We start from the raw sequence: 12,311 nt of genomic DNA, 5'->3' as shown, positions 1-12,311 counted from the left end.
CCCCCCCCCCCCCCCCCGGGCCTGTGCGTCGACGCTCGGTGCGGTGAAGCCGACCTTGTCGGAACCGTCGTTGTTGATGCCGATGCCGCGGATCACGGCATAGATCGGATCCTCGTCGGCGATCGCGTCGTCGAGACGTTTGAGCAGAACGACGCCGGCGCCGCTGCCGAACACGGTACCTTGCGCATCGGCATCGAACGGGCGGCACACGCCGTCGGGCGCGCCCATGCCGCCTTCCTCATAGAAGTAGCCGCGCTTCTGCGGGAATGTCACCGAGACGCCGCCGGCGAGCGCCATGTCGCAGCGTCCCGACCGAAGGTTTTCGACTGCCATGCCGATCGCCGTCAGCGACGTCGAGCACGCGGTCTGGACCGAGACGGCGGGTCCGGTGAGGCCGAGCTTGTAAGCGGTGCGCGTCGCGACGAAGTCGCCGGCGCCGACGAGCTTCTGATACTCGCCGATCTGGAACTGGCTCGTGAATTCATCGATCACGCCGCGATCGGACAGCACGTGCTTGAGGAAGTACGTGTTCATCGAGGTGCCGGCGAACACCCCGACTGCACCGGCGGTGGTCGCCGGGTCGTAGCCGGCGTCTTCGAAAGCCTCCCAGGCGATCTCGAGGAAGAGGCGCTGCTGTGGATCGGTCAGCGCGGCCTCGCGCGCCAGCACGCCGAAAAAGCCCGCATCGAAGCGGTCGACGTCGGCGAGGATCGGCCGCGCTTTCACATAACGCGCTTCGCGGCGCGCGTTTTCGTCGAAGCTGTCTTCGAGTTCGGTCACATCAAAATGCGTGATGCAGTCGCGGGCCGCGAGAATATTGGCCCACAGTTCGGCCACATTGCGCGCGCCGGGAAAGCGGCCCGACATGCCGACCACGGCGATCGCGCTGCCTTGCATACCGGTGTGGCGGCCGCGCCGGAATGTTTCATTACTGTTCATCTCGAGCGTGGCGCGCAGGTGCGCGGCCAGCGTCTCGACGTTCGGATGGCGAAACAGATCGACCAGCGCCACGTTCGCCGCCACGTCGCGCATGATGATCGCGTGCGCGCGCATCAGATCGAGCGAGCGCAATCCAAGGTCGAAGAAATTCGCGCGGCGGTCGACGGCATGGCCGAGCAGCCCTTCGAATACGGCTGCGAGCTTGCCGGCGAGATCGTCGTTCACCGGTTCGGGCGCGGGTGCGGCTGGCGCGGCGGCGGGCGCATCGAGTCCCGCCAGCAGTGCCTTGCGGTCGATCTTGCCGTTCGGCGTCAGCGGAAAGTCCGGCAGGACACGCAGTTCGGCCGGCACCATGTAGTCGGGCAAGGCAGCCTTCAGATGCGCGCGCAGGGCGTCCCTCAAGACAGCGGCTTCTTCCGCATTTTCCACCGCGGCCTTCACGAAGCCGGCGATCGACTTGCCCCTGCGGCCTTCGAATGCCGCCACGGCCGCGTCGGCGACACCGGGCGCCGCGCGCATCGCGTGTTCGATCTCATCGAGCTCGATGCGCTTGCCGGCGATCTTGATCTGCCGGTCGTTGCGCCCGAGGAAATCGATGGCGCCATCCGGACGGCGGCGCACCAGATCGCCGGTGCGATAGAGCTTGCCGCCGGGCGTCAACACGTCGTCGATGAACTTCTGCGCCGTCAGTTCGGCGCGATTGAGGTAGCCGAGCGCCACGCCGTCGCCACCGGTGACGAGTTCGCCGATTTCTCCGTCGCCGACGGGCGCGAGCTTGTCGTCCACAATATAGACGCGCGTGCCGGCAATGGCTTCGCCGATCGGAATGGCTTCGCCGTTCGCGAGGGCCGCGCCGTCGCACGGAATGCGGTAGCAGCAAGTGAAGGTCGTGTTCTCGGTCGGGCCGTAGCCGTTGACGATCTGCAGGCCCGGATGCGCGTCCATGACCTTGCGCACATGCATGGGCGATAGCACATCGCCGCCCGTCAACACCTCTTTGAGCGGCGCAAAGGCGTCGAGCCGATAGTCGGCGAGCGCATTGAAGAGACCGGCCGTCAGCCACGCGCTCGTGACATCGAGTCGTGCCATCTCGGCGGCAATCGTGTCGAGCGAAGGCTGCACTTCGCTGATGATGGCCGCACAGCCGCCGTTCAGCAGCGGCCCCCAGATTTCGAGCGTGCTTGCATCGAAGGCGAGTGGCGCGAGGTTCAGGAAGCGTGTGCGCGGCGACAGATCGGCAAAGCGCTGGCCACGCACGAGGCGCAGGATCGCGCGATGCGGCACGATCACGCCCTTGGGCTTGCCGGTGGAACCCGAGGTGTACATGACGTAGGCCGGGTCGTCGGCGTTGCATGTCTCGAGCAAAGCGGGATCGGCGGCTTCCGACGTCGCCACGATATCCGCGAGATCGACCATCGCTCCATCGAGATTGCCGATACTGGCGAGCGCGGCCCGTTCCGCGACGATGAGCTTCGGCGCGCAATCGGCCACGATGAAATCGAGCTGCGCTTTCGGGTAGGCCGGGTCGAGCGGTACATACACGGCGTCAAGCCGCAGGATCGCGAGCATCAAGGCGAGCGTGTCCCGGCTGCGCGGAACCATGATGGCGCAACGATCGCCGCGCCCGAGTCCCATCTCGCGCAGGGTGGTTGCAAGGCGTGCCGAACGAACCCCGAGGGCGGCATAACTTTCCTTCCCCGTTGCATCGATCACAGCAAGATGATTGCCAAATTCCGCACATACGGCGTCGAAGCGCGCTGCGACGCCGGGTCCATGAGCGGTCCAGTCCGGCAAGCCGCCTGGAAATCCATCTCTGTGTGACATGTGCCGCTCTCCAATAATCTAGATGTAAGCCTTGTACCTGCGCTACGTCTGGCGATAAGCGCGCAGCGAGCACACACAACGGCGGCGGGTCACGGGAGGTAAGCGGCGGGAGGCTTTGCGCGCCCGACCCCCGTGTCTCAAGCGCGAAATCTGCCGCAAGTGAAAGTTAGTCTTCCGCGGCATCGCTATCCGTACGCCGTCGCACGAACGATGCAACAACGCAACACCCGCGAACGCCCGTGCGCAGAGCCTGCATCGGTATGGTCGAAGCAGGGCATGTCGAACAGAAAATGGTTGCGCCGTGCGGTTCGGACAGTTACCCGAAGCCTCTATCTGGAACGTCCCGGTGAGCGCCGCATAGGGTGGGGCTGGCTCGTATGGGTTCGGTCAATTCATCCTGACAATCGACCAGTCGATCCATCGTGCCGCCACCGCGCCCGCGCAGGTCGGACTCAACGGCAAGTCGCCGATGCGCCAACGCGTCGCTTCCTCGGCCTCGCCGCCGACGAAGCGGGGTGTCGTATCGCCGCGAATGGAAAGATCGAACTCGAAGTGATCGGGCGGCAGCGTAAAGCCGGTGCCGAGCGCCTTCAGACAAGCCTCTTTACGCGCCCAGCTTTCAAAGAACACCGCTTGCCGTTGCGCAGCCGGCAGTGCGGCGAATTGCGCATGCTCGCGAGTCGAAAATACTTCGAGCGGCACACAGTCCTCGATCGGACGCACATGCTCGACGTCGATGCCAACTTCGAAACCGCTTGAAACGGCGAGCGCCGCCGCGTGCTCGCTATGACTGAGGTTGAAGAAGACTTTCCATTCTCGCGGCTCGACCGTGCATAAAGGTTTTCCATCCGAACCATATTCAAGCGTGATATCGCGTGGCGCCAACGCAAGATAGCGGCCAAGCAAACGCCTGAGTTCGCCTCGGCCCGCGACGTAGCGGCGGCGATGCCTGTCGAAGCGGAATTCGTCGGCGCGCTCGCGCTCCTGCCTCGACAGCGTTTGCCAGTACCGATCGAAATCGTCGCCGCAGCGATCGAGATCCCACTGCCAGACATGCACTTCGTGCGCGGACGGCGGTGTCAGGAGAGCAGACATTAAAAGCCTCGATTCGACTGGCGGTGGGCCGGGCTCGCGCCGCGAACGTTGCACGCGCAACGTATTCGATGCGGCCGGTCGATGAAACCGCTGCGCCAGACAAGCGGGGCAACAGCCGCTCGTGGCCGCTGCCCGCCTGTTTCCCCGTTCTTCTGTGAGTGCGAGAAGCACTTCCACACGGCGATCGACGCGCCCGCACGCTCGTGGCGTGCGTCCAGGCGGCGCGCAGTGCCCGGGAAGCTCAAGACTGCTGTTATCGTTGTTTTGAACCCGTATGACACGATGGCCTGCATGAAGACCTGCTTCGATGCTCTCATCGTCACGTGCTTAGCTTGTCACGTGCTTAGCTGACCGCTTCGGCCTGGCGCAGACGCGGCAGCAGGCGATCGAATTCGCGCCGCACGAGACCGTAGCATTCGCATGCCTTCGCTTCGAGCCCCGCGCGGTTGAGCACCTTGATATGACCGCGGCTGTGATGAATGAGCCCTTCGTTATGAAGCTTGCCGGCCGCTTCGGTGATGCCTTCGCGGCGCACGCCGAGCATGTCCGCGATCAGCTGCTGCGTGACGGTCAGTTCGTTCGACGCGGTGCGGTCGACTTCGATGAGAAGCCAGCGGCACAGTTGCTGATTCAGCGAATGGTGCCGGTTGCATGCGGCCGTCTGCGCGACCTGCGTGAGCAGCACGTGCATGTAGAGCAGCATCAGGCGGCGCAGGAAGTCCGAGCGCGCGAACTGCTGCTTGAGGCACTGCGCGGTCATCCGGTAGGCGAAGCCGGCCGATTGAACCTGCACGCGGCTCGGCATCGTTTCGCCGCCGGTCAGAATCGGTACGCCCGTCATCCCTTCGCGGCCCACTGCGGCGATCTCGACCGAGCCGCCGTCTTCCATCGTCGAGAGCATCGAGATGATTGCGGTGGTCGGGAAGTACACGTGATGAATGCGCTGCGCGGAGTCGCACAGCAGTTGCTCGGCGCGCAGGTGCACGAGTTCGAGATGGGGCGCCAGCGCCTGCCACTCGTGCGACGGAAGAGCACCCAGCAGGTGGTTGCCGTGCAGGTCGGATTGAAGGGTAAGCATGATCGGTCCTCGCATCGAAGCCGCTCGCGGCTTCTGTTGTATTCCACTCCTGTCTCCCTCGCGCTGCGCCGCGTGGCGGGCGGCCGAGGGGGCGGGAACGGCCCCGTAATGCGGTGCGCGTCCAGCGTCAAGCGCCATTTGCGTCCGTGCATGTGTGTTGCGGCTCACTTTTAGCGAGGACTATGCCAACCGGTCACAAAACGAGGACTGATGCGATGCAACGAACCATGCGACTGTTCGCCGAGGGTCGAAATGTGCGTTTTTGTTTCAAATATGTAAAACGCAGCCCGCGGGCTTAATTGGCTTCGGAATCTGATTTTGTCTGATTCAAGTGATTGATATTATTAGATTTATCTATGTTGATCCGAGCCGCGGGACGCGACCGGGCGCGCTCTGAACACACGATTCCGGTGGTATTTCACACGCGACCGGGTTGTGCCAGAAATGATTCAGTTGTGTTCTATCGCTTGCGTGGGTTTGCGAACATAACAGACGCGCGAACTGCGCTTGGTGCGTCGGAAAAAATCCGTCTGTTGGTTCGTCTCCGACACCCGGCGCGCGCGACATCAGGTGCGAAGCGCTTCGCAGGCCGATCCTGTGACTGCATGCGAGTATTCGCTGTTCAGCACCGCACTGTTCGCATCGAATGGCAGTATGGGAGAGCTTGCGAACGTGCGGTGTCGCACTTGTATCGTCAACTTTAAACAGAGTAATAAGCGTGTCTTCGCCGGTTCGCCGCCCGGCTGCCGAGCGCCTTCGTTGCGCATACATCGCATGAATATCGAGGATAACGAATCAATTTTTACCCCGATATTGGACGGGCACGACGCATGTCGGACGATCGACTTGTGCAAGTGATTAGTGAATGCCGATGTCCAATTCACACGTTCGCCGGTCCGAATGAGAAATACGTCACACGTTACGTGTGTTGTACGAGCAATCACGTATGGCTGTGTGTTCCCTCGCACAGAATATGCTGTCAATCGTCTGTTCCAATCGATCGCGGGTACTGCATGACGTTTGCTTTCGGGGACGCCAGGCAATGCAAAATTTCCAGCTCGGCGTGTGCGGTACCCCGCCAGACGTGCTTCGCTTCATCGCGCGTTGCACGAACGAAACAATTCGTAAGAGGGATAACCCTGTTAGGAAGTTTCCTAACTGGCGGATGCGCATTGAATTAATCAACGTGTCGAGATAAATACGACTAGAAGGCACTTAAGGGGCGCGTGATCAACAGGCATTAAACGCCGAGTCGGGGAGAAAGTCATGGAACAGAGTACGAAGGAACGATCGCTCGTCAGCAAGGTAATGGACGGTCTCGTCACGGGGATCGTCGAAGAAAAATACGGTGCTGTATTACCTCCGCAAGACGTGCTGTCGAAAGAGTTCGACGTGAGCCGCACCGTGATGCGCGAAGCGCTGTCGATGCTGCTCGCGCGCCACATGCTCGACGTGCGTCCGAAGATCGGTACGCGCATCAGGCCGATGCGCGACTGGCGCATGATCGACGAAGATGTCGTGAGCTGGCGCTTTCGCGCGAAGCCCGATCCCGAGTTTCTGCGTGACGTGATCGAGTTCCGGATGCTGATCGAACCGCGTGCATCCGCTCAGGCGGCCAAACGCGGCAACGCCGCGGATATCGCGGCGATCCGCGAGGCGTTCGAGAGCTTCCGCGCGATGCGGCCGAACGATCCGGGCCACCAGGCCGCCGACGAACGGTTGCACACGCGCATAGTCGTTGCCAGTGGCAACCAGTTTTTCCAGCAGATGGCGGCGATCGTACGTGGCGCGCTGTCGGCGTCGACCCAGTTCGTCAATGCGGACGAGGCCGTGTGGGAAGAGGTGATTCGCAAGCACACGCGCGTGGTCGAAGCGATCGAACGTCACGATGCGGTCGAGGCGGAAGCCGCATCGCGCGACCTGATCGAATTCGCGGCCGACGAGATGGGCGACAGGAAAGCGCCGAACGGCATGCACAAGTAACGCGGCTTCGTGCCGGCCGGCCGGTTCGGCGAACGTCCGTGCGTGCGCGACAATAGCGCTTTCGCACAACCGGACGGGATCCGAATAACCGATGAGTCACGATACTGTCGTTCGTTGGGGCATTATCGGCGCGGGACGCATTGCGCGCCGCTTCGCACAGAGCCTGGCCTTCGTGCCGGGCGCCGAACTTGTCGCGGTATGGTCGCGGCGCGCCGAGGCGACCGCAACGTTTGCGCGGGAAGCGGGCGGCGCGGCATGCGTGCCGTGCCCGACGCTCGACGCGCTGCTCGAAGGCGCTATTGACGCCGTATATATCGCCACGCTGCAGGACAGCCACGCCGACTACGCAAAGGCCGCGCTGCGAGCGGGCCGCGCTGTGCTTTGCGAAAAGCCCGCGACGATCAATACCGCTCAACTCGACGACGTCCTGCGCGTTGCGCGCGATGCGAAGCGGCTTTTCATGGAAGCGATGAAGCCGCCGTTCTATCCGCTGTACCGGAAGCTGCGTGCGCACCTGGCGGCCGACCCGATCGGCGACGTCGGGCTGGTGCGCGCCGGCTGTTCGATTGCGAATGCGCCGGCCGATCATCCGGCCTTTTCGTTCGAGCATGCGGGCGGCGCATTGCTCGATATCGGCATCTACGAACTGTTTCTCGCGGTCGACTGGCTCGGCGCGCCGCTCGACGTGCAGACGCTCGGCCGCCTCGGGCCGACCGGCGTCGATACGTTCGCGAGCCTCAATTGCCGTCACGAGCGCGGTATTGCGCAGCTCTTCTGCGGCCTCGACCTGCACGGCAAGGGCGATGCGTTGATCGCCGCGAGCCACGGTCACGTGACGATTCACGAGAACTGGTGGAACCCGGTGCGCGCGACGGTGCGCTATGCCGATGGGCGAGTCGTCGAACTCGATGCGCCGTTCGACGGCGGTGGCCTCAACTACGAGACCATGCACTTCTGCGAACTGCTACGCGCGGGGCAACGGGAAAGCCCGGTCATGCCGCATTCGACGTCGCGCCATATGATCGCGATGGCGGACGCGGCGCGCGAAGCGCTTGGGTTGCGCTTTACAGGCGAGTAGACAGGCGAGCAGGCCGGCGTAGGCCGGCTAGCACGCCGGCGGGCGGGCGCCCGGTGCGGCGCTATACGGCGTGTTGTGCTTTCGCCAGTGCGTCCGCGCATTCGGCAACGAGCGACGGCCCGCGATACACGAAGCCCGTGTAGAGTTGCACGAGCGATGCGCCGGCCGCGATCTTCGCGCGCGCATCGGCGCCCGAAAAAATGCCGCCCACGCCGATAATCGGCAGCGCGTCGCCCAACTCGCCGCGCAATTTGCGGATCACCTCGTTCGACGCATCGAACACCGGCTTGCCCGACAGGCCGCCGGCCTCGTCCGCGTGCGGCAGACCCTTGACCGCGCTGCGCGAGAGCGTCGTGTTGGTCGCGATCACGCCCTCGATCCGATGGCGCAGCAGGGTATCGGCGATCGATTTGATCTGCTCGTCGTCGAGATCCGGTGCAATTTTCAGCGCGAGCGGCACGAGCTTGCCGTGCAGGTCGGCGAGCCGCTGCTGCTTGTCCTTCAGCGCCGCGAGCAACGGGTCCAGTTCGCCCGCGCCTTGCAGCTGGCGAAGATTCTTCGTGTTTGGCGAAGAGATGTTGATCGTGACGTAGCTCGCGAACGGGTACACGCGCTCGAGGCAATAGAGATAGTCTTCCGCGGCGCGCTCGATCGGCGTGTCGGCGTTCTTGCCGATATTGAGGCCCAGCACGCCGCGATAGCGCGCCGCCTGCACGTTCTTCACGAACTGGTCGACGCCGGCGTTGTTGAAGCCCATCCGGTTGATCAGCGCGTTCGCCTGCGGCAGCCGGAACATGCGCGGCCGGGGATTGCCCGGCTGCGGACGCGGCGTGACCGTGCCGACCTCGATAAAGCCGAAACCGAGCGCGGCGAGTCCGTCGATGCAGGCGCCGTCCTTGTCGAGACCCGCCGCGAGACCGACGGGATTGCGAAACGGGAGACCCATCACGGTGCGCGGTGCGTCGGGCACGCGCGCGGCGAGCGCGCTCGCCACGCCGGTCCGGCCGGCTGCGCCGAGCATGCGAAGCGTCAGATGGTGGGCGTCCTCCGCGTCCATGCGAAAGAGTTGGGCGCGTACGAGCGGATAAAGGGAACTGAACACGAAAGGGCGGGGGCGGAAGATGGTAACCCGCTATTTTACGACAACGCGCCGGACGCTTTTCAGCGTGGGCGTTTACAGATAGATCGCTCCGCGGCGGCCGGGCGTGGCGGCATCGACGGTCGATTCAACTGGATTCGACGGGTCGAGCACTTTCCAGTTGCCGTCGATAAGTCCTTCCAGCGGCCGGTAGTTCGACTTGTACGCCATCTTCGGGCTTTCGCGAATCCAGTAACCGAGATAGACGAACGGCAGATGCAGACTCTTCGCCTGCTCGATCTGCCACAGGATGTTGTAGGTGCCGAAGCTGCTGCGCGGCTGATCCGGATCGAAAAACGTATAGACCGAGGAGAGCCCGTCGCCGAGGATGTCGATCATGCTGATCATGCGCAGCGCGCCCTGGCGGCCGCCGGCCTCCGGAGGGCCGATTCCCAGTTGTCCCGCGCCCGGGTATCCGCCCTCGTCCGGTGCCGGTTCCCGGAATTCGACGAGCCGCGAGTTGATCCTGCTTTGCAGCAGAAACTGCTCGTACTGGTCGCGGCTGTCGCGATCCATGCCGCCGCCCGCGTGACGTGCCGACTGGTAGCGCATATAGAGCGCGTAGTGCTCTTCGTCGTAATGAAGCGGCGTGACCTTCGCGATCAGGCCGCTGTGCAGCTTGCTTATACGACGCTGCGTGCGGTTCGGCGTAAATCGCTCGACCGGCACACGCACCGGAATGCAGGCGCGGCAGCCGTCGCAGTAAGGCCGGTAAGTGAATACGCCGGAGCGGCGAAAGCCTGCCTTGACGAGGTCGGTGTAGACGTCGGAATTGATCAGGTGGCTCGGCGTCGCGACCTGCGAGCGCGCGATGCGCCCTTCCAGATAGCTGCAGGGATACGGCGCCGTTGCATAGAATTGCAGCGCGGAAAGCGGTGAAAGCGGCAGCTCGTTCGGGTGAGTCACGTTGGCAGCTCTCGAAGCGTGTCTATCACGGGCACGTCCGCAATTGCGGGCCGGGGTATTCTTCGCATCGGCGTTTCAGTGGCGCCTGATTGCGCTCAGTTGCGGCTAGTTTCGCTGACTGCGTCGCCTGATTGCGTCGTCTCACTGCGTCGCCTCGCTAGTTCGGGTCGCGGCGGGTGAGGTCGAGCAGTACCGATTTGTCGAAGCGCCAGGGAATCTGCGGCGCATCGACCGATGCGCGGACATGCGCGACAAACACCTTGCGCGCGATTTCGCGGCCGCCCAGCGACGCCAGATGCGACGTGTTCTGCTGGCAGTCTATCATTTCTATTTTGTGGTGTTGCAAGTGGGCGACGAGCGCGGCCAGCGCTATTTTCGAGGCATCGGTCACCTCGGCAAACATCGATTCGCCGAAGAACATCCGGCCGAACGACACGCCATACAGTCCGCCGACGCGTACGCCGTCGCGCCAGGTCTCGATGCTGTGCGCATCGCCGCGCCTGTGCAGCGACGTATAGGCGTCGACCACGTCGGCGGTGATCCACGTGCCGCGCTGCCCGCGGCGCGGCGCCTGCGCGCACGCGTGCATCACGGCCGCGAAGTCGTGATCGATGCGCACTTCCCATGCGTCGTCGCGCACGACGCGCTTCAAGGTCTTGCGAAGCGACGGCGACACCTTGAATTCGCGTGGCCGTAAGATCATCCGCGGGTCGGGACTCCACCACAGCACCGGCTGGCCGTCCGAATACCATGGGAAGATGCCGCGGCGGTACGCTTCGATCAGGCGCGACGGCAGCAGGTCGGCACTCGCGGCGAGCAGGCCCGGCGCGCCGCTCGTTTCGCCGAGCGCGCGCTCGACGGCAGGAAACGGATCGTCGGGGCCAAGCCAGGGAACCATGCGGACCGCTCAGCCTTCGCGCAGCGAGCGGAAGATGTCGCCGGTGTGAAGCCCGAAGCTGCCGGAACTCCGGTCGGCGAAGAAGAAGCGCAGCGTCTGCCCGACGGTCGGGAACGCGATGTCGTCCCACGGAATGTCGCGTTCTTCGAAGAGTTTCACTTCGAGGCTTTCTTCGCCGGCCGCGATATCGAGGTCGAGCAGCCGCGCGAGATAGAACAGATGTACCTGGTGCACATGCGGCACATTCAGAAGCGTGTAGAGGTTTTGCACCTCGACGCGCGCGCCGGCTTCCTCGAGCGTTTCGCGTGCCGCCGCTTCCGACGTGGTTTCACCCATCTCCATGAAGCCCGCGGGCAGGGTCCAGTAACCGTAACGCGGTTCGATCGCGCGGCGACATAGCAGGACCTTGTCGTCCCAGACCGGGACGGTGCCCACCACATTGCGCGGATTCTGATAATGCACAGTGCCGCAGTTCGCGCAGACGAAGCGCTCCCGGTTGTCACCGGGCGGAATGCTCACGCTGACCGCGTGGCCGCAGACAGAACAGAATTTCATGGAAACGGGGACTGGAATGGATGATGGGAGTTTATCACCGGGTCGGAATTCCCGGACGCGCGGCGCCTGTGCAGGCTATGTTCATCGGTTGAAGCGGGGATGTCGACTTGCCGCGTGACAGTCCAGTGCGCGAGGCGAGGTTTAAACGTTGCGTATGTCCCTGGCCGAATGGCTAGCGCGAGAGAAAGCGCGTGAGGGGCGGTGAGGATTGAGTTAGGATTGCTACTGTGTTGGAGAGGTACTTGATTGAACAGGGAGCGTTATGAAAAGACAGAACGTCTTTGGCCGCCTTCGGTGTGTCGCGAACGTCGCGGCGCTTGGCGCCATCACTATGAGTATCTTGTTCGGTTGGATCGATCGGTCAGTTGACTGGCATCCGATCGGAGCAATCCTGGGCGCGTCGATAGCGTCGCTTAGGCTGTTTCACTCTGCTTGAGTGCACTTGAGAAGTTTGTGCGTCGCGTATGGATACATTCGGACTACATATCGACGGAAATTGGGTTGACGAATGTTCATTTGTGATAGCTGCAGTATGGGCGGTGATGCGTTATCGGAGGAGGCGGCAAATGTCCGGGCGTGCACGGCGCGGTGTGTCGCGCCGCGGAACATTTCGCTCGCGCTGTCGCGCCACGATCGGGAAGGGCGGTGAGTCGGCGATTTTTCTGCGGGGCGACGGCGATGGATGTGATCAACGGCGCATGCATCTTTCCGATGTGTGTGCAACGTGCGATCTTTCCGATTAATGAACGATCGGACGAATAGGTAAATTAGCGACAGCCTACTGATTTAAAAGGAGGACGCCAGGCCAAACCTGCCG

At 63.2% G+C, this 12,311-nt stretch carries 9 protein-coding genes; 2 read left to right on the top strand and 7 right to left on the bottom strand.

The genetic code is table 11. From position 1 onward, the window contains the following. The 3 genes from ACYPXD_RS22630 to ACYPXD_RS22620 all read right to left on the bottom strand — a co-directional run. On the bottom strand, positions 1-2,763 hold a 2,763-nt coding region (locus tag ACYPXD_RS22630), incomplete at its 3' end, for an amino acid adenylation domain-containing protein (RefSeq protein ID WP_459716211.1). Between the two features lie 387 nt (positions 2,764-3,150). Continuing rightward, positions 3,151-3,858 carry a 4'-phosphopantetheinyl transferase family protein gene (locus ACYPXD_RS22625; RefSeq protein ID WP_459716208.1) on the bottom strand — a complete coding sequence of 236 codons (708 nt, stop codon included), beginning with the start codon at positions 3,856-3,858 and terminating at the stop codon, positions 3,151-3,153. Between the two features lie 343 nt (positions 3,859-4,201). Then, complete coding sequence (locus ACYPXD_RS22620; protein WP_459716204.1) at positions 4,202-4,936, bottom strand: Crp/Fnr family transcriptional regulator; 735 nt, start codon at positions 4,934-4,936, stop codon at positions 4,202-4,204. Between the two features lie 1,266 nt (positions 4,937-6,202). Here ACYPXD_RS22620 and ACYPXD_RS22615 point away from each other — a divergent pair. Together ACYPXD_RS22615 and ACYPXD_RS22610 are read left to right on the top strand one after the other, a co-directional pair. Then, a complete protein-coding gene (locus ACYPXD_RS22615; protein WP_459716202.1) occupies positions 6,203-6,919 on the top strand; it encodes a FadR/GntR family transcriptional regulator in 717 nt (238 codons plus the stop codon). 91 nt (positions 6,920-7,010) lie between these two features. Then, positions 7,011-7,997, top strand: coding sequence for a Gfo/Idh/MocA family protein (locus ACYPXD_RS22610; RefSeq protein WP_459716200.1), 987 nt, complete (start codon positions 7,011-7,013; stop codon positions 7,995-7,997). A gap of 61 nt (positions 7,998-8,058) precedes the next feature. Here ACYPXD_RS22610 and ACYPXD_RS22605 read toward each other — a convergent pair whose 3' ends face one another. The 4 genes from ACYPXD_RS22605 to ACYPXD_RS22590 form a co-directional block, all read right to left on the bottom strand. After that, complete coding sequence (locus ACYPXD_RS22605; protein WP_459716196.1) at positions 8,059-9,099, bottom strand: quinone-dependent dihydroorotate dehydrogenase; 1,041 nt, start codon at positions 9,097-9,099, stop codon at positions 8,059-8,061. A gap of 72 nt (positions 9,100-9,171) precedes the next feature. Beyond that, positions 9,172-10,041, bottom strand: a complete 870-nt coding sequence (locus ACYPXD_RS22600) for an arginyltransferase (RefSeq protein WP_459716192.1) — start codon at positions 10,039-10,041, stop codon at positions 9,172-9,174. Positions 10,042-10,198: 157 nt separating this feature from the next. Further along, complete coding sequence (gene aat, locus ACYPXD_RS22595) at positions 10,199-10,939, bottom strand: leucyl/phenylalanyl-tRNA--protein transferase (protein ID WP_459716189.1); 741 nt, start codon at positions 10,937-10,939, stop codon at positions 10,199-10,201. A gap of 9 nt (positions 10,940-10,948) precedes the next feature. Then, complete coding sequence (locus tag ACYPXD_RS22590) at positions 10,949-11,494, bottom strand: NUDIX hydrolase (protein WP_459716187.1); 546 nt, start codon at positions 11,492-11,494, stop codon at positions 10,949-10,951. Positions 11,495-12,311: the final 817 nt, after the last annotated feature.

Source organism: Paraburkholderia sp. 2C, from assembly GCF_054589215.1.
The sequence above is the reverse complement of the archived record's forward strand: the minus strand, read 5'-3'. Positions and strand labels throughout refer to the sequence as shown.